The sequence below is a fragment of the Rosistilla carotiformis genome, from assembly GCF_007753095.1.
GTDB lineage: Bacteria > Planctomycetota > Planctomycetia > Pirellulales > Pirellulaceae > Rosistilla > Rosistilla carotiformis.
In genome coordinates this window covers 181,078-204,917 of the sequence record NZ_CP036348.1, presented here as the reverse complement: position 1 = coordinate 204,917, position 23,840 = coordinate 181,078, and the positions used below count along the sequence as shown (strand labels likewise).

The window sequence follows — 23,840 nt, the reverse complement described above, 5'->3', positions numbered from 1 at the left end:
CCGCTAACGATAAAAGGTATCCAAGTCGATCAGCTTGTCTTCGATCAATTCGCCCATAAACGTCGGCAGAGCGCCAGTCGGCATGAGGTCGTCGTTGTGGGATTCTTGTCGAAACAAATCCTTCGTTCGCAAGATGCCTTGCGCCTTGTCGTAGCCGACAAATTCGGTGATCTGCGTGACGCAGCGTCTGCCATTGGAATGCCGAGTCAACTGAACGACCAAATCGATCGCCGACCCGATCTGGCTGTAGATTGAACTGATCGGCAGATCGGCCGCCGATTGCACCAAGACCTCCAAACGTTGGATCACGTCTTCGGACGTATTCGCGTGGATCGTTGTCATCGATCCATCGTGCCCCGTGTTCATCGCCTGCAACATGTCGAGCGCCTCCGGCCCACGGCACTCTCCCACGACGATCCGGTCGGGGCGCATGCGGAGCGAATTTTTGACAAGGTCGCGAATGGTATAGGCCCCCGTTCCCTCGATGTTCGCGGTTTTCGTCTCCATCCGCACCACATGTTCCTTCTGCAGTTGCAGTTCCGCCGTGTCTTCAATCGTGACGATCCGATCCTTATCGGGAATAAAGTCGCTGAGACAATTCAACAACGTCGTCTTGCCAGTTCCCGTTCCGCCGGAAATCAAAATATTACAACCGTGGACCACACATGCGCGCAAAAAATCGCGAGCCACGGGCGTCAACGCTCCCTTCTTGACCAGATCGTCGATCAACATCTTCTTCGAAGGAAACTTACGGATCGTCAAGCAGGGTCCGCTGAGCGCCAGCGGTGCGATCACGGCGTTGACCCGGCTGCCATCCAACAATCGTGCGTCGACCAAAGGTTCGGCCGTATTGATCCGTCGTCCCACGCGATTGACAATCCGTTCAATGATCGCGACGGTGACTTCGTCGGACACAAACTGACGTCCCGACTTTTCCAGCACGCCATTTTTTTCGACGTAGATCTTATCCCGACTGACGACCATGATTTCCGAGATGTTGGGCATCCGAATGAGATCTTCCAGAGGCCCATATCCAAACAGGATATCTTTCACCTGTTTCTTCAAATAGCAGCATGCGAGGTAGTGCAGCAGTTCGTTTTCGTGGTCATAGTTCCGCTGCTTCAGTTCGGTCTCCCAGGTCGAGGCAAACATGCGTTCGACCCGCGCAATCCGCAGACTGAGATCGGCGTGGCGATCGGGAATCATCGCATCTTCCAACGCGGCGGCTAACGATTCCAAGCGTGACTCAAAGTCGGGGCGACTGGATAGCATCCGCGTCCAGCGTTCATCCCCTTCCTTCTCGGAGACTTCGCCTTCAATCATCCGCTGCAAAATGTAGCTTTCGGTGCGTGCCGCGGCGGTCCCGATCAACAGATCGGCATTCTCCTGGCTGAAGAGACCGTGCAACCGCGAAAACTCATCGATGTCGTGTTCCACTTGCAACAGAAACGGATCCGATTGCCGGCGTGAATCGTCGGTGTCCGAGACATCCAATCGGGACAGTAGGTCGCGATGGATTTGTAGTATCAGCATCGAAACACGCTGCGAAATCCCCGCAGATGCGTCCTCCGCAGCGGGTGCCTCTTCCAACTTCAGCGTAAACGGAAAGATCCGAATCGCTTCGGATCGTCCGATGATCGCACGCTCGCCCATCCGCACCGATTGCTCGCCGACAAACACCTCGTTGTCACCCAACGGCGTCAGTTCCCAATGCGATCCATTGCGATTGAGGATGGCGTGGGTTGGCGAGATATAAGGATTTTTCAGGACGATATCGTTCGTATGCGGATCCGATCCGATACGAACAATCGCTTCGGACGTATTAAAATACGTCGGCTGCGATTCTCCGATCCGGCTGAACGCAATTCTCAAACGAAGCCCCTTACAAAAACGGCAGCCCACACATTCGACGTCAAGCTACACACCGGAGTGAACACGGATCTGAAACTTTTCGTTGGTGCCACGGGTTTGACGATCGACGAAACTCTGAAGCTTGTTAGCTTCCACAGTGCCACCTTCAGAGACCGCTATTCCAATTTCGCGCGCCTGTTCGCTGCGTTCCCCCAACATCCGTTTTGCCCCCACACTGACGACTCGAAAGGGTCCCACCCATTCCAATGGTTCGCTCTCATTATCCGCGGAGATGCGAAAACTAACACTCTCGCCCACAGCGATCGATGCGACCGGGGCTCGCGACATATCCACCACGATCACGGATTCGCCAGCCTGTAAATCGTATTGGGCCCCCCGCACCGGCGCATCCACCCACAACACCAACTCTCCCTTGATGAGATCGCGCGTCGCCGTCCGCCCACTGAGCACCGCCATGTCTTCAAATGGAATCGCCGACTTTTTCAACGACTCAGAAAATTGCGTGGGGACCGGAATCGAGTCGAGGACCTCGGTGGAGAATTTATCCCCCGCACGGATATCTTTGGTGACCGTGGTGAATTGCACGGGCTTCGTGCTCTGCGAAATACTAATTGCGTTAAACACGGCCGCCAGTCCGCCCAATCCTACAGCGATTAGCAATTTGGTGGTGTGTCCCATGATGGTACTTTCGAGTGATTCGAGTGAAAAACAACGAGGGCAGCCGACCTAGTTCGCCCCACACGATGCCAGCAACCGGCTAGCCTTCACATCCACGGTGCCAAAGTAGATGATGTCGTCCGGCTGCAGACGACAGCGTTGGATTCGCAATGGCTTGCTGTCGCCGCGGCGCAGAAAGGTTCCGTTTTTGGAATGCAAGTCTTCAATGATGGCGACGGGCCCATCGGGCAAGATCCTCGCATGAAACAACGAAACCGTAGGCGATTCCAGTTGAATCTCATTGCCAAGCCCCTTCCCCACAAAGATCGCGCCTCGCGAATCCTGCCCTCCCAGCAAATTTCCAGGTAACAGAATCCGGTTGTCCCGCCCCAACGTGATCAGGTCCTGCCGACGAACGGGATGTGCCGAACGGATCCGTTTCTGATTGACGTAGGTGCCATTGGTGGAATTCAAGTCGGTGATTTTTAATCCATGATTTGAATAACTGATCTGGCAATGGACACCCGAAACAACAGGACTGTCGATGCGGAAATCGCATTTGGGATGGTACCCAATCACCCAACGATCTTGCGGAGGCTGTCCTGGTTGATTCAAGACAATGTTGATGTAAGTCGCCTTCACCGACGCAGGGACAATTTCTTCCACCGTCCCTTTGAATTCGCCTTTAGACGGACTATCCGATAATGATTCCGAGGTATCGGCAGTGGGTGACAACGGCTTGGAATCCGACAATGTCAGATCATATGCTTCGCGCCGGGCGGGATTGATCAAACATAATTTTGCTTCCGCGATCTCGTTCAATAGATCTTGCCCGATGTCGGTGAATTCACCTCGGGCACGACGTCGCACATGCAGCGATTGGCGTTCGGCTGCGGATCGAATGACTTCCAGGTCTTGTTCGAAGCGGGCCACGCCCAACAACTGGTATAACGTTGGCGGCTGTTGTTCCGGTGGGATACCCAACCATTGATGGTAAACGTCGAAGTCGCTCATCCGCTTGTCACTCGTTCCCGAATCCACTGTTCGAGTTGTTCCAATTGCTCGCTCAACGCATCGTCGATGAAGCCGTCGCGGTCATGCTGTAAACAGGTGCGTCCCAACCCAACGCAACTGTGCAGATACAATTTATTGGCTTGATCCCACGCCATGCGGGCCCGCGCGACATGCCCTTGCATTTGCATACGTTCTTTTGGCTGTGTCTGCAATGCTTGCTTCTTGTTTAACATATCGACCAATCGCCGCAACGTCCGCGATTCGGCGAGGGATTGTCGCATCAATCGCTGCGTTGATACGGCCGCCGTAGGAACTGCTGATTCGATCGCGCGTCCTCCGATATGGGCGTAGATTTGATCCAAACGCGACAACAAGTCTCCAATACTGGAATCGGGTCCCAAGCTGGCATCGACAATCCAAGCGTCCGATTCGTCCTCTGCCGCCGACGCGTTTTCTCCGATCGTTAGCCGGGTTCGCCAAACTTCCAGCGGTTCGAGTTCGGCAAACCCCTCGCGTCGCATTTCGACAAATGCGGATGCCTTGGTCGCTGGAACCTGCGCCGTAACGGTAATCGTTCCGCTGGCATCATAACTGCAACAGACACGAATCTCGGTTCCCTTGGGAAGCGATGGATCCAAATGAACAACGCACTGCCCCAACGAGGAACAGTAAACCGGATTTTCACTTTCCCCCTCCAACAGTCGGACGCGCACGTTCTTTTGCCCATCTTCCATGGTCCGGAAGACCTGTGTCGACGATGCCGGCAACGGACTGTTTCGGGGAATGATCACCTGGTTGACCCGTTGCTTAGTCGCCAAATCGACGCCTTGAATTCCTAAGCTGTGTGCATTGACATTCACGACCTCAAACTGCGACTGGCTATCGAGAAAACGTTGTTCGCTGCGCATTGCCGCGTACAAGGCCGCCCCCTGAGCAACAACCACGTCGGGCTGCTCGGCCAACGTAACAGGCTGCGAAGTTTCTTGGCGCAAGCGAGCGGCTACCAGCGGAATTCGGCTGGACCCGCCCACCAACAGCACCTCATCCACATCGGACCATTGGCAGTTCGCATCGCTTAACACCGACTGACACGTCATCGCTGTCCGCTCGATCAAAGGCGCTACAGCCTGCTCAAATGCCTCGCGTGTCAGCGTAAAGCCGTCGATCAGTCCGGCGTGCTGAAACGAAACGACAAACGAATCATGAAGGCTCAACGCATGCTTTGCTTCGCGTGCCAAGGCATTCAATCGCAGCAAATCCGCAGGATCACAACGCGGGTCCACACCATGCTTGTTCAGAAAGCTCTGCGCGATCCGGTCCACGATCCGTTCGTCAAAATCGCGGCCCCCGAGGTAGATATCTCCGTCGGTCGCCAGAGTCTTGAAAACGCGACCTTCGATCTCCAGCAACGTCACATCAAACGTGCCGCCACCAAGATCGTAAACTAAGATCTTGCGAACGGCTTGATCGCTCATTTCTCGCAAATGCTGGTACCCCGCAGCGATCGCGGCAGCCGTCGGCTCGTTGATAATGTCCAACACCTTGATCCCCGCCAACGCAACGGCTCGTTGAGTTGCCGAACGTTGGCGTTCATCAAAGTAGGCGGGAACCGTAACGACGACTTCGCTGAGCGGGCCTATTTCATGCTGCACGTTTTGGACAAGTCGTTCGACCAAAAAACCGGTCAAGACTTCCGCCGGCACCTCACACAAACGGACCCGCTTTTGATAGTGCGGTTTGCCGATATCGCGTTTAAACCCTTCGGCGTAGCTTTCAAAATCTTGGTAGCCCAGGTCGACAGCATCGTTGCCCACGATCACATGATCGCCGAAAAAAATCGCGCTGGGGACCAACCCCTGCTCGCGATCGTGGGCCGCGATCTGCGGCTGGCCCGACGAATCCACATAAGCGGCGACGGATATCGTCGTGCCCAAATCCAATCCCACTGCGGCTTTCTGCATCACTTATTCTCCCTCGCCGTCATTGCTGGTTGGAGCGGGCGGGCTGGGATGCAATCCGATCGTCTCCCCAGGATCACTGGCGATGTCATCGGGCGTCGCCGCCTCTCCGCCTCCGGTGGGAACCAACAAAAACGCAACCACCGCGAGAACCAAAGCTGCGCCAATGATCGCGCGATCCTTTGTCTTCTTATCCCAGTTTTTATAGTCGGTCCAACCAGCCGATGCAGCCTGTTCGGTTGGCAGGCCGGTGGGCACTGACGCGGGGCGGACTGGAGCCCCCATTGGCTGCGCGGCCGCGGAAATCGGAGCGGCGGTGGCGGGACGATTGGGTGCCGGTCCCGCGGGGGCATTGGAAGCCGCCGGCCCCACGGGGGCTGCCGGCCCAACCGGCGCCGCGGGAGCTCGAGGGGCCTGAGATGAAACCGCCATCGTTTTCCTCGGTTCGGCCATTCCGAACGGCGCGCGCGCCGGCAGCCGTGCGTGGGAACCTGTCGAAGGATCTGCTAACACGATCGTTTTCCGCAAACTGCTCTTCTTTTGCGGTGCAGGACGTCTCGAAGCCTGACTTGCCGCTACCGCGACTTGCGGCGCCGCCGCTGGCCGCAAACGCTTTCGAACGGACAGGTATTGCGTTGCCAGTTCGTTGATCGAAGGGGTGCCGCTTTGCAAGAAGAACTGAACATCCGGTCCCTGCCAGGACAAACGGATGATATCGCCGGACCGCAATGCCGCACGACTTCGCACCGGCGATTGGTTGACAAACAACCCACTTCCCCCGATGCGCTGCACGACCCAACCATCGCTGCCCCGACTGACACACACACGGCAATCCACAGCGTCTGCGAATTCCGTGGAAACTTGAATGTCCGCATCCGAAGCACAACCGATTTCAAAACGAGTGGCATCGGTACCGAACATCTTGCCGGCTTCCGGCCCCGATGCGATCACGACCACCGCACCGTTACTGGGGCGTGTCAGGACGTCGCTTGCCGAATGATCTCCAGGATGCGGCACCTCCGATTCGTTGCTACTCTTCCGCACCGGCATTGGATTGATCACCGCGGCGGGCTGCGGAGACCGAACCGATGTATTGGCCACCTCCGCGGGAAGTTCACTTAACGCCTGTTCAGCGAACCGATAGCGTGAATAGGGATCCTTCAACAACATCTTATCGATCACCGCTCCCAACTCGGGCGGGCATTCCTCGACGATGTCGCAGGTCGGTGGCAGCGTCAGCTGAGGATTTGCGTGCCAATGCAGCCATGCGATGTCGTTCCGATTGGCATCATCACGCACACCATTGAACAACGTCGGGAAATCGTCGCCGACAAGCAACTCGAGGATCGTGAAACCCAAGGCGTAGATATCGATCCCAGCACCCGCAGCGTTCTCGTCGCCGGTCATCTCAGGAGCGAGGTATTTGGGGGTGCCCGCATCGGGAATGATTCCCGGACCGTCCAACGGCAGCAGGAATCCATCGCATAAGAGGACTTGATCATCGGCGTCCAACAGCAAATTCGTTGGTTTAATGTTGCCGTGAAAGAAACCTGCCTTGTTAATGTAATCGAGCGCTTCGAGCGATTGGCGCAACAGACGCAGAGCGCTCGCAGGCGTACAGAAGTTCAGATCGGCGACCGATCGCGGAGCCCATTCGGTGACGATCCAGCCGCGATCTTGTTCAACATCGAGGTAATCGATCAGATGACGATGAGAAAACCCAGCCCAACGACGCGCCGCGTCGTAGACGCGATCGCGCAATCGCGAATTGCTGCAAACGTGCGCTGAAAGCTGCTTGACCGCGACCCGCTTGCCAAGCCGAGTCGCTCCTTCGTGCAAGGTGCCAAGCTTTCCCTGCCCGTGAATGCGAATCAATTGGATCATCTGTCTCTGTAGCCAGGGGGTACAATCGCCTTACAACTGTCGCTGATTCTATCCCCCATACAACCGAACGCGAACCTCATGCAGGGAATTTTATGGAAACGATCAAGATTTACGAAGAGACGACGCGACACTTTCTGTTGCCTATCAAACCTCTGCTGGACGATGACGACGTATCAGAAATTCTAATCAACGGCCACGAAACGATCTTCTTTGAAAAGGCGGGCCGCTTGTATCGGTCGGAACTGCGGTTTCCCGACGAAGCTTCGTTAATGGCCGCAGTACGCAACATCGCGGAATTTGTCAACCGAATCGTCGACCGCGACAACCACAGCATGGACGCTCGCCTGCCCGACGGATCCCGCGTCCACGTGATCATCCCTCCCAGCTCCCGAGGCGGGCCGCACGTCTCGATACGCAAGTTCAAACGCTCGACGTTCAACTTGGATTCTTTGGTCGACTGGGGCAGCCTGAGCGCCGCTGCCGCGGAATTCCTAAAGATCGTGGTGCAGATTCACAAGAACACGATCATCAGCGGAGGCACCGGCACCGGCAAGACGTCGATGCTCAATGCGCTCTCGGCGTCGATCCCCGAGCACGAACGGATCGTCGTTATCGAAGACAGTTCCGAGCTCCAGTTGCATCAACCCCACACCGTCTATCTGGAAGCGCAACCCGCCGCCCCCGATGGTCGCGGGCGGGTCAGCATTCAAGATCTGTTTGTCGATTCGCTGCGGATGCGTCCCGACCGGATCGTCGTCGGTGAAGTTCGACGCGGTGAAGCGTTGGACATGATCCAATCGATGCTCTCGGGACACGCCGGTGCGTTGACAACAACGCACGCCAACACACCGCTGGACGCGATGATTCGCCTAGAGACGATGTGCCTGATGTCGGGCGTCGACATGCCCGTCCATGTCGCCCGACGCCAAGTCGCGTCGGCAGTCCATCTTGTGATTCAGCTCCGCCGCTACGACGACGGTTCACGCCGCGTCCATTCGATCGAAGAGATCCTCGGACTCGACGACCAAGGCATGTACATCGCCCATCCGTTATACGAATTCCAAACGACCGGACGCGATGACGACGGGATGCTCATCGGTGCGATGCAGCCCACCGGCAACGTTGCCACGTTTTCAAAAGAGGCCTACGCGCTGGGTTTCGGCAACACCATCGATCTCTGCCGGTCCGTGCTTCCCCCCAACGGAAGCGAAGCCGAGCAATAAACGCCTAGCCGTCTCGAGAAATCACCTCGCGGCAAGCTGTCCAACGCAAAGGCGTGGTGGCGACGTCCGACAGATTGAATCTGCAGGTTCCGAATGTAATGCGGAGAATCTGCCAATCATCCGACAGTCACACCATCACGTCCGGTACCGAATCAACAGTGCCCTTCACCAACTCGATCGTTTCAAATTCCGATTACCGATCTAAATCCACGGCGCGATAGCGAATCTGTTGCACGAAAAGTGGAAACGCAAACGCAGGGCGCTTGCTCCACCCGCAACGGTACAGGCCCAAAAAACAAGAGGATCGTTGCAGCGTTTCACGTTCGGGAGCGAGGTGTGTCGTGAACTCAACCAACAAAGGATGTGCACGAATGAATCTCACCTTGAATCGCTATAGAGACGCTTAGGGCGAGCGCACTTTCGCGGAACGAAAGGCGACAATCTGCAACGGGAATATGGGCGACGACTTAGCCCAATGTGAACTCGGGCAGGCGAACGATCTCACCGCCGCGAAGCGCCGATTGATGCGCACAGATTCCAACGCAGGTCCAGTTGGCGCTGGTCACCGCATTGGGCATCGGATCGCGATCCTCCTTTAATGCCGAAACGAACTCGTGCACCAAGTGCGGATGTGAACCGCCGTGACCGCCACCTTGGATAAAGGAGAGGTGTTCGGAATCGTGAATCTCCGCCGGTTGCGTGAACTTCTGAATCTCGGCGGGTAACAGATGGGCATAATCGGGCACCTCCACCTTCTCCGCAATCTCCGGCTCCGGTTTCTTGGCGGTATGAAGCACGTGCGGTTCGTTTTCCACAAGCGTCCACTCAAAACTCTTCTTCGTTCCGTAGACATCAAAACTCTCGCGGTACTGTCGAGCAACGTCGTATAAGAATCGCCAGATGTGCGCCGTCAGATCGCTATCCTTGACCTTGATGTGACAACTTTCGACGGCGAACTTGTTCCCCGACTTCTCCGCGATGTCGTCGCGGACCGTTCCCGACCCGAAGCAGCTGACGTATTCTGCCAGTCCATCGACCAAGCCCAGACAGGGACTGACCGCATGCGTGGCGTAATGCATCGGGATCATCTGTTCCCAATAGCTTGGCCAGCCGTCCATGTCTTGCGGATGCGAAGCGGCCAAGTGCTGGATCTTCCCCAACTCTCCCTTGGTGAACATCTCTTTGATGAACAGATACTCGCGGCTGTAGACAACCGTTTCGGCCATCATGTATTTGAGCCCCGTCGCTTTGACCTTCTCGACGATCTTCTGGCAATCCTCGATCGTCGTCGCCATCGGAACGGTGCACATCACATGCTTGCCCGCGTCCAACGCCTTGAGCGTCATCCAGGCGTGGTCGGGGATCGGGCTGTTGATGTGGACAAAATCGATCTCGGGATCGGCAAGGACGGCGTCGTAGTCGGTGTATCGCTTTTCGATCCCGAACTGATTCCCCGTCTTCTCCAGTTCGGCAGCGTTGCGGCGGCAGATCGCCCCGATGTTCGCCTGAGGATGCGCCGCATAGATCGGCAAAAACTCAGCTCCAAACCCCAGCCCAATCATCGCCCCGTTTACTTTTCCGTTCATCCAGCTCTACCTGTCGCACATCTTAGATTTCGGTCCACTCATCGGGCAGCCGACGTTTCCGACAACGGCAGCTGGGCGGCAACAAACCGCAACCGACGGAAACATTATCGGCCGTACCGGATTTCAAGCCATGAGCTTGTGCGCACAACATTTGAGTTTTTTCACCGAACACTCGCACCCCCGAAAGAGTTAGCTGCCATAATGGATCCTCGGCTCGATCACTGCTCAGCGGACCTACGGAATCCAACGGAAGCCATGAAGATTGTGCAACAGCGTCGCTCAGTGGCTCTGCTAGTCGAAACATCCAACGCCTACGCCCGCGGCGTCTTGGCTGGCATCATCGATTACATCCAGCAACATCAACGCTGGTCGCTGGTGTTGCCGGAGCAGGAACGTGGCGCGCGGCCGCCCGACTGGCTGCAACGTTGGCAGGGAGATGGCATCATCGCTCGGATCGAGACCGACGAGATCGCTCAAGCGATTCGGCGCACCCAGTGCCCAGTCGTCGATGTCAGCGCGGCTCGCCATCTGCCCGGCGTCCCCTGGGTCGAAACCGACGACGATGCGATCGCTCGGATCGCCGTCGAACATCTTGTCGAGCGAGGTTTCCGGCACCTCGCCTTCTGTGGCGATTCGGGATTCAATTGGTCGCAGTGGCGGCAACAAGCCTTCGAGCAATACGTCCAGCAAGCCGGCGGTACCTATTACCAATACGATTCGATCCCCCGCCACGATCCCGAATACTCGTGGAACAGCGAACGGGCGCGGCTCGCCCAATGGGTCGAGCAACTGCCGCATCCGATCGGAATCTTTGCCTGTTACGACATCAAAGCGCAGCAATTGCTGGACGTCTGCCGCGAGCTGAACATCGCCGTTCCCGAACAGATCGCCGTGCTTGGTGTCGACAACGACCGCTTGTTGTGCGACCTCGCCGACCCGCCGCTTTCGAGCGTCAGTTGCAACACGCGGCGGACCGGATACGAAGCCGCGGCAATGCTGGACCGGATGATGGCGGGAGACACGATCGGGGCGGAGAAGGTTTTGCTGGAACCGTTGGGAATTCAGACTCGCCAGTCGACCGACATCTTGGCGACCGACGATCCCGATGTCGCCGCGGCGGTCCGTTTTATCCGCGAGCACGCTTGCGACGGAATCAAAGTTGTCGACGTGCTGAACGAGGTCCCTGTCTCGCGGCGAGTGCTGGAAAAACGGTTCCTCAAAATCCTGGGGCGCTCGCCGCACGAAGAGATCACGCGGCTGAAGATCGATCGCGTCAAACAACTGCTGGTGCAAACCGATCTCTCGCTCGCCGAGATCGCTCGCCGCACCGGATACCGCCACGACGAATACCTCTCGGTGGCATTCAAGAACGTCGTTGGAGTTCAACCGAGCAAATACCGCCAATCGGCGAAGACATCGACTTGAAACGGCGGCGCGATCGATGAGGAGTATCTCGAAGCGATCCAAAGATAGCAGCCGGAGGTCGTGACGAAGAGTGCAGCAGCTCGGCCCCAGCCTCTTCTAAACGGGCCCTTCGATCGCTAACGCATTCATCAGATCGCTCAGCACGTCGGCATCGTTAGGCAGCTTCGTCGGCACCATCGCTCGCAGGGCGATCGGCACATTGTCCATCCGAAAGGTCGTTCCGGCCGCGTGGAGACCGTAGACCGCGGTGCTGAATTCGACCGTCGGCTGGAACAGCGATTGCGAACCGGGATGGTCTAACAGAATAGTGGGGATCGATTCCAGATGTTTTCGTGCGGCCGCCGAGAACCTAGGAATCGTTTCGGCACCCACCAAAACCACCGCGTCGACATCGCCTCGCGCCAGCAGCCCATCGGCAGAGAACTCGCTCGGATTGTGACGCGGGTAACCGCAAGAGAAATCGACCGCAAAAGGATATCCGGTCTGCCAACAGACGACATTGTCCGCTCCCGAAACCTCCCCGTGCCGCCCCATCCGCCGGGCCGTGAATCGGGCGAACCGATTGAGTTCGGCGACCAATTGCAGCAGTGCCGCAACGTTCACGTGATCGATTGGCGCTGTCGTCGCCACCTCGCGGTCGGCGTCGCCGCCGAGCCCCAGCCCATAAAAGAAGACTCCATATTTGCAGCCCTTCATCAGCGGAACCAGTTGTTCCAGCGGTGCCGGTACATCGGCGACTTGGTCTCCGCGGATGAGGCGTCGCAGCATCGAAAGGGTTTCAAAATCCTGTCCCGGCGGGATCGCAATCGTGATGTCCGGCGTCGTCCCCTCGGCGTCCAATCGACATTGTTCAACTTGCCCTGCGGTGCCGATCATCACCACGGTGCGGTCGGCTCGTCCGCCGGGCAACCAACGGCCGCGAGGATGAATCGAATAGCGTTCCGCATGTCGCGGATGGGAGCTTGCCGGATCGCAACCCCAGAAGATGACAAGATCGGCGCGATTGCGGATCTCGCCTAGTGTGCAGGTGACTTCGCCAACCTCCTGCAATGCCATGATCGCGGCGGAGTGATCCAAAGAAGCGGTCGTATCGACCACGCCGCCCAAGGCATCCGCCAAAGCGATCGCCGCGCGTTGACCGGGCGTCGCACTTTGGGAAAGTCCATAGATCAGCGGATAGTCGGCGGCGCGAAGGATCTCGACCGCCACGGCGAGGGCGGAATCGTAGTCGACATCGACTCCGGCGACCTGCGGTCCGCGAGGCTCCGATTCGCATCGTGAGCGAAACCACTGTTCTCCGCGCGGGCACGCCGGTTCGAACGACAAAAGCCGATCGCCGTCGAACTGCACGGAAAGATCATCGCAGAGACAACTGCAACCCGGACAGGCGACGTGATTCCAGGTTTCGGACAAGCGACAACTCCTGTGTGACTGGGGGGATCAACAAACGAATAGGGACGAATCGACGACCGTCCAACTAAGAATATCGAAAATCGACAGCCCGCGTCAGCGACGCGGGGCTGGTTTCCTCAGTTTAGGCGTGCCGGGTTCGTTTGATTCACCCGAGAGTAGTTCATCGTGTTCCGTCTTGTCACGCTTCGCTGCCTGATCGCCGCGAGGTGCTTATTGGTTAAGTGTTGTTTGCGATGATGGACGATCCGCATTGCATCAAGTGTCACGCAGAGGTGCCTGCCCAATGGACCGACAACCTGGAGGTCCAATGGAGCGACGGCACGAAGCGGGTGCTGCACGACGTGATGGTCGACCAGCTGCAAGCGATTCACTACGCTACGCAGGACCAGTCGAATCCTAGCGATTCGATTTCCGAACCACTACTCGACGAGATAAACATCCGATGCGGCGGGAAAATATGCCGACGGGCTCAGCGAGATGTTGCCAAGAGTGACAACGCGCATCGTCCCGACGGCAAAAGAGGAGTTGAAGGTTCCGCTGCCCGCCAGGATCGCGTGCCCCCAACGCGAGTAGACCGTTCCAGAGAACTGGGTGATGCCAAGGGCCTGCAAGCTGAGGATCGTGATCGGCCGACGATCGCGCGGCCGTTGATACAGCAGCATTCCGTGGTAGGGACTGCTCGGATCGTTCAATCCCGACAGCCGGCTGCCGGGCAAGGGCGAGATCAGCACGCTGGGCAATTGAGCGCCAACCGTATTGGGCGGCGCCGTCTCGCGATCCTCCGCGGCGTCGGGAAGACCGGACGCCGGATTGTAGCTGCTGTTGCTGGTCACATAAAACATCACGCCATCGGCATACACGATGCCTCCGGTGATGCTGAGCGCGATCCCCGTGATCGGGTGCTTGCCCCGGATGATGTAGACCCCCGGTTCAAAACGAGCGATCCCGGCGGTGACGTCGATCCAGTCGTAGACGCCCGGCTTGAGCACCGTTCCCAGCGGCTTGAGGATATTGAGTGTGACCAGCACGCCGCCGTGATCGTCCACTTCGACGTTGTCCGGATCCGATGCTGTCGATGGCGGTGCCAGGTTCCCCATCGGATCGGGCATCGGCATCCGGTTGGCTCTTAAGTTGAGCGTATCGACGCCGGGCAGAGGATCATAATACAGAAGGCGGTCGACGCCGCCGGCGGTGCGAATGTCGCTTGCCCGAACACACGTCAGGGGCAGAACCGGGGTACAGGCGATCGAATAGGGTGGCCCATGGGTTTCGCCCGCCTGTTCGCCATATTCGTCGACACCGCCCCATGTGTTGTTACTCAAGATCGCACCGTCGACAGTCAACGTGCCGAGCCCCAAGACTTCCAAACCGCCGAGCAGACTTGGATAGAGCGGCAGAGTCAAAATCGAGGCGACGGAGATCGGGGCGGGATCGACATCCAACAGCATGATCGCCGCGGGCGATGTCGACGTTTTCGTTCCCGCCACAGCTCGGGTCGTAATCGTTTGCTGTCCGCCTGCCGCAAAACGCTGCAGAAAATAGCTGGGGCTTTCCCCCTGGACGATCACTTCGGAGAATCCTGCAACTCCCTGGTAGGGCCCCGAGCTGGGCGGGCTGTTGGTGGTCACGTTGGCGTCGGGCAACGCGTTGTGCGATTGAACGTATTCCGTACTGATCGCGTTGATCGAACCCTCGTCCCCTCCCATCATCCCCCATGTCGCCGCGGCATAAGCTGCCGCGTCGGTTGTGTTCTGGTAGTCGCGCGATACCGTCATCATCAAACCGGCATCAAACACGAGAGCCAAAACCGCAAAGACACCCGGCAGGGCAACGCACAAAAAGACGAAGACCTTCCCAGTTCGCGTCGTAGGTTTGATCCGGCGCGATTGGAGAGACGACGGTGGATTGGCGTGCGTGTTCAATGGACGATCCTCGTTACAGTTGTCGCAGAAAGCGTCTTGGCAGATCCCAGCAATCCCGGCAGGATGGGGTTGTGGAGGTAGGAGAGTTGAATCGACACGCGGTCCCCTTCGCGCGTGTCCGCATCGAGCCACTCGACTCGAATGTCCACATCTTCGGGCGGCATCGTCACCAACAGCTCTCGCGCCGCAGCGGCGATATCGGAGCTGTCATCCGCGGTGCCAACATAGGCTGTCGGCCCCAGAACGCTCTGTTCGGGAGTCGCCTGTTCGCCGCGAACGATCACAACTCTTGCGATCCGCCGCGCCGATTCTCCCAACGCGTTGTAACGCAGCGAGACCAGTGCAAACTCCAACATCGCAAGCAGCGCCCCCAGGAAGATCAACATCGTGATCGCGACTTCCAAGGTGTAGGCGCCGCGACGACGGGAGACAGCACAACGATTCAATTTACGGTTCATCGATCGATACTCCAGCGAAGGTTAGCGAAGCTGCAGCATCACGACGGATGCTTCCAAATCGATCGAAGAAGGGATGCCCGGCCAATCGACAGCCGGCACAAACGCACACTGCGACTCGACGCGCACGCGATACAGCCCCATTTCGGCCTCTTCGGTATCGGCAACGACGGTCGTTTCGATATCGGCAAAGGCCGCAGTCGCGTACAGATCGGACGCAAAGGCTTGCTGGATTCCCGCGGTCCATTCATCGCGATTGATCGACGTCACCTTCCGCATCGCTCCGTATTCGGCAGCGACACGGGTGGCGTTGGACAAAGCGACCTTCAGATGAACCACGCGCCCCAGGTCGGCGCAAGCGAGTGTGAACAGCATCACCATCGGCAGGGCGATCGCAAGTTCGATCGCCGCCACCGCACGTCGTGGCGCCCGGCGTCGCATGGTCTTCAAATCAGCCGGTTTCATCCGTGTCTTATTTGGAAAATGCACGGCACACCTCAATCGCTGCGGGCCCAGCCAAGACGACAAACGTCGCTGGCAGAATGAGAAGCATCGTGGGAAGCAGGACTTTGACGCCTGCCTTTTGCGCCGACTCCTCGGCATCCATTTCGCGTTGTTCGCGCAACGTCTCGCTGATCACTTTGATCGATTCGCACAACTCGGTACCAATCTTCTGCGATTGCGTGACAAAGGTGCTCAGCGTGCGAAGCGGTTCATATCCTGTGCGGGTCGCAAACTGCTGCAGTGCCGCTTCGGGAGACGATCCAAGTGCCATCTCGCTCTGCACAATGCTCAGCTCATCCCCCATCACTGGATGGGCCTGTTGGAGTTCGCGATGAACCTGAGGCAACGTCGCGTGCAGGCTGAGACCGCCGCGCAGGCAGACCGAAGTCAGGTCGAGGAAATCGGGCAGGCCTTTGCAAAACGCGATGTGCCGTTGGCGAACGCGGCGCCCGAGCCAAGCCTGCGGCATCAGCAAACCGACGAACCCAAACAACGCTCCTGCGGCAAGCGCCGTTCCATATCCAACGCCTCCGGTAAACGCCATCGCCAACAGCGCGATCGGTGGCGCCGCGGCCAATGCATAGGTCATGGCAATACAGCGGACGAGATGTGAATGACGATAAAATCCGGCGTGGGAAAGCAGTTTTTGCAAGCGTTTCCAATCGTCGGGGCGCGCCGCCAACAGGCCGACCAATCGGCTGCGAAGCGGTTGCTGCCGCTTGGCGTTTCGATCGGCAGAGCTTTCGCGAAAGATCGATCCCCCTTCGGCCGACTCCGTCGAAATCGTCTGCGATTTACGTGTCAACGATTCGCACCGCCGGTCGATTGCGCTGTCGTGGCCGCAAAACGGCAACGCCAAACAATAGACGAACAGGCTGACCGAAATGAACGCAAAGATGGTGAACAGGGTAAGCATGATAGGAGCCTCCTAGTAAGAAATCCGTGTTGTGTAATAAATCCACACCCCGCCGAGGCATTGCGCCCCCGCAGCCAGTGCCAACAGCGATGGCGTTTCGAACAAAGTACTTACGTAGGGGCGATTGAGGATCGCCAATCCGATCAACGAAACGATCGGCAGCAGCACAAGCGTCGTCGCCTGCAAACGTCCCTCCGCCGTCAACGCTTGCACCTTCATCTGCAGCTTCAGACGGCGACGTACGGTATCGGAAAGGTTGTCCAACAGATCGGCCAAACTGCCGCCAGTGCGAGCATGGATGGTGAGGGCGACAGCAAAGATCTGCAGTTCGACAATTTCGGTTCGCGATGCGAGGCTGCGGGCGGCGACTTCGATGCTCAACCCCATGTGCTGTTGATCGATGCAGTAGGCGAACTCCTCACCCAACGGCGCTTCGACTTCGTTGGCTACCATTTGAAATGCTGCCGGCATCGTTTGTCCCGAGCGGACCGAACGGTTGATCAATTCCAGCGTATAAGGAAGCTGACGGTAGATCTTGCCGCGTCGCGATTGATATCGCATCCAGACAAACACGGGGATCGCGAGACCGCCGGCAATCCAGCCTGCGACCACAAAACCAACGACCGGCCCGTGTAAAATACGGCTCACGCCAAACAGAATCACGCCCATCAGACAAGCCAGCCCCAGGCTGCCATAGACCAATTGTGACATCGTGATTTGGGTCCCCGATTGTTCCAACAGACGCCCCAACCCATGTTGCCAGCGTTCGCGCAACGAAACCGTTTCCTTCACGCTAGAGACGTTGCGAAACAGTTGCACCTGATCGGTCGCACGCGCTTCGGAAAGTCCAAGATCGTCGTTCAAACGCTGGGCGACACGCTGTCGATAGCGATAGAACAACTCGTAGATGAGACTCTGGAGGGCAAGGATCAACAGCGTGCTGCTGATGAAGATAATGATCTGTAGTTGGGAATGAGTCATTGGGGTGAATCCGAAACGTCGCAGGTGTAACAACAGGAAAAACTACTGAATCCGATACGCTTGCATCTGTTCCATATCCACTTCCATGCGGCGTTGCCGAAACATCTCCGCATCGATGTGGACGCCAGCCGACCGGAGTCGCGGGAGACACTTCGGCATAATTCCACAAGCCTCGAAATGGCCTTCCACCTGCCCGTTCTCGGCAACTCCTGTCTGTTGAAACGTAAACAGATCATGCATGTTGATCGCATCATTCTGCGTGCCGGTGATCTCCGATATCTGTGTGATCTTCCGAGTGCCACCCGCCAATCGCTGGGTCTGGATCACGATATTGATCGACGATGCGATCTGTCGATGAACAAACCACATCGGCAGTTCGGGAGCCGCCATCCCGACCAGCATCTCTAAGCGATTGATCGCATCTCGAGTGTCGTTGGAGTGGATCGTTGTCATGCTGCCGGCGTGTCCGGTACTCATGGCTTGCAGCATGTCAAACGCTTCCACGCCGCGGCATTCGCCGATGATGATTCGATCGGGACGCATCCGCAGGGCATTTTTCAGCAAGTCGCTGGCGGTGACTTCTCCGCGACCTTCCAGGTTCGCAGGGCGCGTCTCCATCCGAGCGACATGCGATTGCTGCAGCTGTAACTCGGCGGCGTCTTCGATTGTCGCGATCCGCTCGCCCTGAGGGATGTGGCTGGACAACATGTTTAAAAGGGTCGTCTTCCCACTGCCGGTGCCTCCCGAGATCACGATGTTCAATTTGGCGGCGATACAAGCGGCCAGAAAACCCAACATCTCCGGCGTCGCCACACGCCGTTTGACAAAGTCGGCGGCGGTCATCGGGCGAGTGGCAAATTTGCGAATCGAGACCAATGCCCCTTCGAGCGCTAGCGGTCGGATGACGGCATTCAATCGGCTGCCATCGGGCAATCGAGCGTCGACCATGGGACTCGATTCATCGATGCGACGCCCCACGCGACTGGCCACGCGTTGCACGATATTGACCAAGTGATCCAAGCTCTGAAATCGAACCTGCGTCTCTTCCAACATCCCGCGGCGTTCGACGAAGACGGAATTGGGGCCGTTGATAAGAATGTCGGAGATCGTTGGATCGTTCATCAAGACCTCGATCGGCCCGAGTCCTAACATCTCATAAAGCAGGTCTTCGACGATCTCTTCCTGCTCGGCATGGGTTAACAAATCGGAGTGGAAACGACACAACTCTTGAGCGCCAAGTCGCAATTGGTCTCGCATCAATTCGGGTTTGATGTTCCGCAATGCCGACATATCGATGCGGGCAACCAATTGGTCGTGAATCTCACCACGCACGCGTTGCAGTCGTTCGCGGCGTTCAAGGCTGTTGTTCGGAGATAGAGTCGCTTGATTCATTGTTCGTTGATCCCACAGACGTTCTTGTTGAAGTGATAGAGATTAGGAGAGTGCTGGTACTTGGCGAGAAGAACCAAACGTCGATTTCAGGAGTGCGCCAACGTTCCATCGCGTGTTCGATGGCAGAGGCGTTTCGCCGTCCAACAATTGAACCAATGCCATGTAGTCCCGACTGCATTGTGATTTTGGCGAATCGAGCACCACCGGAATTCCCAGATTGACCGCTTGATTCATCGGACAGACATCGTTGCTGATGCAGGCATCGATTTTGCGTCCAAAGATCTTCTCCGCGTGGCCAATCGGAACTTCGCCAGACTGGCCAACTTGCGATGCGACGATACGAACCTTGTCGGGGTCGACGCCAAAGCGTTCGATGCTTTCGAAGAAGCGGTGTGCGCGTGCCAGTGCGGGAAAATGCATGCGAAAAATGAGAACAACCTGATCGCTGTCCGATAGCGCTGCCAGTTGTTCGCGATGCGAAATATCTTCCAATTCGACGACGACCCGCTGAAAGTTTGTTGTCATCGAACGAACGATACTACGGATTGTTTCAGGACTGCTCGACGGCAAATAGGTCAACGGGTCGGCACCGGCTAACAAACTGATTCCTGTTTCGTGCTTGGTGAGGGCTTGCTGAACCATTTCGGGAGCCAACGGATGGTTGTTGGCTAACATTTTGGAGATGGTGTGCCGCGGACTCAGCCTTAGCAGCGTTGCCAAATCCCCCCCGTGCATCTGCAGATCAACCAATCCACACTCGCCATATTTGTGAGCGTATTGGGCGGCGATATTGACGGCCAAAGAACTTGCACCGCAGCCACCACAACTGGAGGTGACAGTAATCAATTCCGATTTGCGTTGATTCTGTACAGTGCCTGGCGCCGCCCGTTTTACGAGCAGCCCTATTTCGCGTTGCAGATCGTCTTTCTCGTCGACAAAATCATCGGCGCCAGCGCGAATGATTTCGATTACCTGACGCCCGGTGGTTGCGTTTCCGACGACCACAATTCGGGTATCTAAAGACGAACGCAGGCGATGAATCAACGATTTCAAATTGCTTGTTGAATCGGAGAGTTGCAAAAAGATGAACCCTGTAGCCGCGTTTTCCTTCGCTGCCGAAAGTATCGCTTCACACTGGCCCGACGCAACGCGAGCACATGTCAGAGGAACCTGCTTCAGGCTTTGTTCAAGACGATCGGATAACGAAGGTGACTCGATGGCGATGACGCAGTGTGCACGCAACATGTTGTTATTTTCATATTGTTGGAAACGCGAGGATTGAAGATCATTCGATGCGTACTCGACGAACCGAGTGTGTGGCGCAATCCTCAAACGCCTATCACCGGCCCCACAAATTCGTCCTGTTAGAACAAACCGCAACATGACCATTTACAGCACAACAACCGTAGGACCACATAATGGGGAATGCATCGCAACTGGAAAGGGTTGCGGGAAGTCACATCGCAGTGCGCCGCAATCCCGACCCTAATTAACGGTTTGATAGAACGACGCGTTGCGTTTGCATTGGGACGCTTGGACTACAACAGCCCTTTGTCCACGAGTTAAACCATGTGTCGCTAGTACTATCTATGATGGGTCGATTGAGTGTTTCGCGATTACGTGCGGCAAGCCGCACCCAATTGTTCGCAAGAAAGATTTGCCATCACTTACGAGATGTTCTAGCGCAAGCCAGAACCCAAAACGAAAATTAGTATTTACCGCAACTTTATTCGCAAAAGCTATTCCGAAGCGATTTGCAGACGCGATTCCACCAAACATCCCATAGCCTTGGGCAGGCGAATTACTGGCAATCCGTCCGATCGCCTAGCGCACAACAACCGAAACCGATGAGGATTTCCATCCATATCAAATCGTGATTCAGACCGTTGCCTTCGAGAGCGTTTTGTCCCACATCGTGACTGGATGCCAAATCGACCTGGTGATCGATTGCGACACAGGTTGGCAACCACAGCAAGTGAGACCGCTCACGACGTCCGAGTGTTTACCACCATTTCCAAGTGGCAAGCATCTACCCGCCACTGGATGCTGGAAGCGTAAAAGAGAAGAATTGGACGCTAATCCAACGTCTTGAAGGAACTCGAGACAAAGTCCCAGCTTTGCCCTTCGGAATTGGTTACGAACAGACGGTAGTGATAGGTTGTTCCCGGTTTCAATTCGCTGAGACGGAACGCGTTGCTGCCACTGCGGACGTCCTGCAGCGGAGTCGCAAATTGCCAAGTTCGATCTTCACTAAAAACATCCCCTTGGACCCCACTGCCACCTACTTTTTCGGGACGGCGGAAAGTTAAACAATCTTGCGTACCGTAATAGAGTACCGCCTTGGCCCCTTTGCCCGCTTGGATCAACGGGTAATCGATCGTCGCCGAATGCGCGGCGATCGACTTCGCTTCCGCCTCTCCAAATTCGACCGGCATCGCGAACAATTGAGCGACCTTCTCGTTCGCAAGATACGCCGGCAGCCTCATCCCTCCCCGGTTCCCCTGTGGTTTTGGAATGCTCTCCGCCCGATAACACTCCATCCCACCGGTCGCCGATTCAATCCAACCTTCGGTTCGATAGTTGTCCGCGTAGCGGGTGTACTTATTCAGTGCGATCGGCAGTTCGCCACGATTCGCCGCGGCGCGGTCCAACCGAGCTCGCTTCGTTTTGGTCTGCTCCGCGGGCGACGGCAAACTTGCCAGATACCAACGTCGGTCGCTGCCATAAAACCAGCCCCGCCGCCGGATCACGCGTTGCACATCACCGGTTCGTTGAACGCGAGGCGGCCCAGGAATTTCACAGAACGAACCGGTCGAGGTTAAAAAGGGTTCATCCTTCGGGCTCTTTTTCGGTTGGCTGCCAACGGCAAACAACACCCACCGTTGCTGCGCTTCGTTGTAGATGTAACCGTAATAGGTGAAGACATCCCCTTGAGCCGTCACGCGAAATGCCTGGATAGCGCGATCGGCTCCGCCTGGATAAACCACCGCATCGCGGATCTTCAAGCCCGTCCCTTCGTGACCAAAACTGCTGAACCTTGCCTCGGGATGCCCGGTAGCGAGCAATTGCGGCATCGATTCCAACGGAGGCGCTTCGGCAGCCTTGCTGCCTGCGGCCCACATCGAAAAATTGTAGCTAACCTCGGGAGGAATCTTTCCATCGACAAAACTTGTCCCAAAATAGCCGAACGGTGTCGTGATCGGTGAATAACTGGAAACCGGCGTAACACATTCGGTCTCAAAAACCCACATCGTCGGCTGCCGACACTCCGGCGGTGCGTAGAACCGTGTATGAACGGCGGCTGGCCGCCAACGGACGCGCAAAAGTTTGGCATCGCGAATCGCCGGACCGCTCAATTCGATTCGGTGGATCTCTGTTTCCATCGGCAACGGTTCAGTCAAACACTTCAGTGCAACGCGGAGCTTGCCTGGCTGCTTCACATCGAAGGAAATCGGAATCCCGGCGAGCCCATCCGACGCCCCAAGGTCCAACGATTGCACTTCTTCGCCCCACTGGATCTGCCAACGCGTTTGCGCTTGCTGCGACGGCAACTGCAAAAACAGCTTGGCCTCGATTGTCCCGGGCGACGCGATCCAAAGGTACCATTGGGCGGATCCCGTTTTCTCCACGTTCCGGAATTGCAACGACTCAAATGACTCAGCAATCAAGCCGTCATCTTCGCGCACCATCGCCAGTGAACCCGATGCAACGAAAGCCCCTTCATCGAAGAAGCCGTTGGTTGCGTTGAATACGATCCGTCCGTCGGCGGCCGCTTGGCCGTTGTAGACGATCTCCGCACCATCGACTCCTTCCGAGCCGGCAAGGAACTGCACCACCGGCTCGGCCGAGCGCCCAGCGATTGGGAAAGTTGCGACAATGAGAATGGCGGAGGTGAGAACCAAGTTCGCTTGCATCACTCATGTATCCCGAAGTGCACCACACAAATGGAACACCATCGTACTACCGGGTCGGGGAGACAACAACGATTGCATCAATCGAAAACCACGATACGCTTGGCGAGCCCATCCTGACGCTTGCGGCGACATCATCGTGTTCGCTTTGGCCCCGTCGCTGCGAAATCTCGTTCTCTCATGCGATGCTTCGGCAACAAAGACTCAGTCGTTCGATTCGTGGATCCACTCGCGGGCCGCACCGATCTCGTCGTGATCGAAGTATTTGATCTTGGCGGTGGTGAAGGGACGACAGAAGACGGTCATTCCCTTTTCCCACTTCGATTCGCCGACGATGGCGAGCCGTTCGATGTGGTTGAAGTGCTTGAAATCGAACTTGATATCTTCCCACAATGCTCCCGCTTCCCAGCCGTGAAAATCGTGCATGATCACCAACATCCGCACCTTCCCATATTCGGCGATCTTCGCTTCGGTCATCGGAACAAACTTTTCGTACGCTTCCTTGGACAACTTGCCGGTCAACTGGATCTCGACCACCTGTCCCTCGGCGTGTTCGGTGATAACAAATGACATCTCGATACTCCTTTGTAAAAAGGTGGAGGGATGCGTTCATCCACAATTCTTTGCCTCTTTGAGCACCCTGGCAATCGAGTGCACACGTCATACCAATGCTCCCAATCCCCATGACGGATGCCGCCACAGAGGGTATCCAGCTGGACAACAGTGC

18 protein-coding genes are annotated in these 23,840 nt (G+C 56.8%); 2 read left to right on the top strand and 16 right to left on the bottom strand.

Annotated features, from left to right (window positions below):
• Nucleotides 1-3: 3 nt before the first annotated feature.
• The 5 genes from Poly24_RS00730 to Poly24_RS27610 all read right to left on the bottom strand — a co-directional run bounded on the left by Poly24_RS00730 (nucleotide 4) and on the right by Poly24_RS27610 (nucleotide 7,385).
• Nucleotides 4-1,872, bottom strand: a complete 1,869-nt coding sequence (locus Poly24_RS00730) for an ATPase, T2SS/T4P/T4SS family (protein WP_197452225.1) — start codon at nucleotides 1,870-1,872, stop codon at nucleotides 4-6.
• A gap of 45 nt (nucleotides 1,873-1,917) precedes the next feature.
• A complete protein-coding gene (locus tag Poly24_RS00725; protein ID WP_145089054.1) occupies nucleotides 1,918-2,514 on the bottom strand; it encodes a hypothetical protein in 597 nt (198 codons plus the stop codon).
• 84 nt (nucleotides 2,515-2,598) lie between these two features.
• Nucleotides 2,599-3,543, bottom strand: a complete 945-nt coding sequence (locus Poly24_RS00720; protein ID WP_145089051.1) for an FHA domain-containing protein — start codon at nucleotides 3,541-3,543, stop codon at nucleotides 2,599-2,601.
• Nucleotides 3,540-5,504, bottom strand: a complete 1,965-nt coding sequence (locus Poly24_RS00715; RefSeq protein WP_145089048.1) for an Hsp70 family protein — start codon at nucleotides 5,502-5,504, stop codon at nucleotides 3,540-3,542. The genes Poly24_RS00720 and Poly24_RS00715 overlap by 4 nt, the downstream gene beginning before the upstream one ends.
• Nucleotides 5,505-5,507: 3 nt before the next feature.
• Entirely contained in the window at nucleotides 5,508-7,385 is a 1,878-nt protein-coding gene (locus tag Poly24_RS27610; RefSeq protein ID WP_145089045.1) for a protein kinase domain-containing protein, read from the bottom strand.
• A gap of 92 nt (nucleotides 7,386-7,477) precedes the next feature.
• Between Poly24_RS27610 and Poly24_RS00705 the strand changes: the two genes are divergently transcribed.
• Nucleotides 7,478-8,608 carry a CpaF family protein gene (locus Poly24_RS00705; RefSeq protein ID WP_145089042.1) on the top strand — a complete coding sequence of 377 codons (1,131 nt, stop codon included), beginning with the start codon at nucleotides 7,478-7,480 and terminating at the stop codon, nucleotides 8,606-8,608.
• Between the two features lie 467 nt (nucleotides 8,609-9,075).
• Here the strand turns inward: Poly24_RS00705 and Poly24_RS00700 are convergent, their stop codons facing one another.
• Nucleotides 9,076-10,194, bottom strand: a complete 1,119-nt coding sequence (locus Poly24_RS00700) for a Gfo/Idh/MocA family protein (RefSeq protein ID WP_145089038.1) — start codon at nucleotides 10,192-10,194, stop codon at nucleotides 9,076-9,078.
• A 255-nt stretch (nucleotides 10,195-10,449) separates the two neighbouring features.
• On the opposite strand from Poly24_RS00700, the gene Poly24_RS00695 reads away from it, so the two are divergent.
• Complete coding sequence (locus Poly24_RS00695) at nucleotides 10,450-11,619, top strand: XylR family transcriptional regulator (protein WP_145089035.1); 1,170 nt, start codon at nucleotides 10,450-10,452, stop codon at nucleotides 11,617-11,619.
• Between the two features lie 96 nt (nucleotides 11,620-11,715).
• Here Poly24_RS00695 and Poly24_RS00690 read toward each other — a convergent pair whose 3' ends face one another.
• From Poly24_RS00690 to Poly24_RS00650, 10 genes are all read right to left on the bottom strand, one after another.
• Entirely contained in the window at nucleotides 11,716-13,032 is a 1,317-nt protein-coding gene (locus Poly24_RS00690; RefSeq protein WP_145089032.1) for a formylmethanofuran dehydrogenase subunit B, read from the bottom strand.
• 419 nt (nucleotides 13,033-13,451) lie between these two features.
• On the bottom strand, nucleotides 13,452-14,954 hold the full coding sequence (locus Poly24_RS00685; RefSeq protein WP_197452224.1) for a pilus assembly protein TadG-related protein: 1,503 nt from the start codon (nucleotides 14,952-14,954) through the stop codon (nucleotides 13,452-13,454).
• Nucleotides 14,951-15,412 carry a TadE/TadG family type IV pilus assembly protein gene (locus Poly24_RS26805; protein ID WP_197452223.1) on the bottom strand — a complete coding sequence of 154 codons (462 nt, stop codon included), beginning with the start codon at nucleotides 15,410-15,412 and terminating at the stop codon, nucleotides 14,951-14,953. The genes Poly24_RS00685 and Poly24_RS26805 overlap by 4 nt, the downstream gene beginning before the upstream one ends.
• 21 nt (nucleotides 15,413-15,433) lie before the next feature.
• Entirely contained in the window at nucleotides 15,434-15,874 is a 441-nt protein-coding gene (locus tag Poly24_RS00680) for a TadE family protein (RefSeq protein ID WP_197452222.1), read from the bottom strand.
• Nucleotides 15,875-15,881: 7 nt separating this feature from the next.
• Complete coding sequence (locus Poly24_RS00675; protein ID WP_145089024.1) at nucleotides 15,882-16,829, bottom strand: type II secretion system F family protein; 948 nt, start codon at nucleotides 16,827-16,829, stop codon at nucleotides 15,882-15,884.
• 12 nt (nucleotides 16,830-16,841) lie between these two features.
• A complete protein-coding gene (locus Poly24_RS00670; protein WP_145089022.1) occupies nucleotides 16,842-17,810 on the bottom strand; it encodes a type II secretion system F family protein in 969 nt (322 codons plus the stop codon).
• Between the two features lie 42 nt (nucleotides 17,811-17,852).
• The gene (locus Poly24_RS00665; protein WP_145089019.1) at nucleotides 17,853-19,202 is read right to left on the bottom strand and encodes a CpaF family protein; all 1,350 of its coding nucleotides are present in this window, start codon (nucleotides 19,200-19,202) and stop codon (nucleotides 17,853-17,855) included.
• A 42-nt stretch (nucleotides 19,203-19,244) separates the two neighbouring features.
• Nucleotides 19,245-20,447: an AAA family ATPase gene (locus Poly24_RS00660; protein ID WP_197452221.1), complete on the bottom strand. Its 1,203-nt coding sequence runs from the start codon at nucleotides 20,445-20,447 to the stop codon at nucleotides 19,245-19,247.
• Nucleotides 20,448-21,277: 830 nt separating this feature from the next.
• The gene (locus tag Poly24_RS00655) at nucleotides 21,278-23,116 is read right to left on the bottom strand and encodes a DUF3472 domain-containing protein (RefSeq protein ID WP_231753394.1); all 1,839 of its coding nucleotides are present in this window, start codon (nucleotides 23,114-23,116) and stop codon (nucleotides 21,278-21,280) included.
• 201 nt (nucleotides 23,117-23,317) lie between these two features.
• Nucleotides 23,318-23,686: a SpoIIAA family protein gene (locus Poly24_RS00650; protein ID WP_145089011.1), complete on the bottom strand. Its 369-nt coding sequence runs from the start codon at nucleotides 23,684-23,686 to the stop codon at nucleotides 23,318-23,320.
• Nucleotides 23,687-23,840 lie beyond the last annotated feature (154 nt).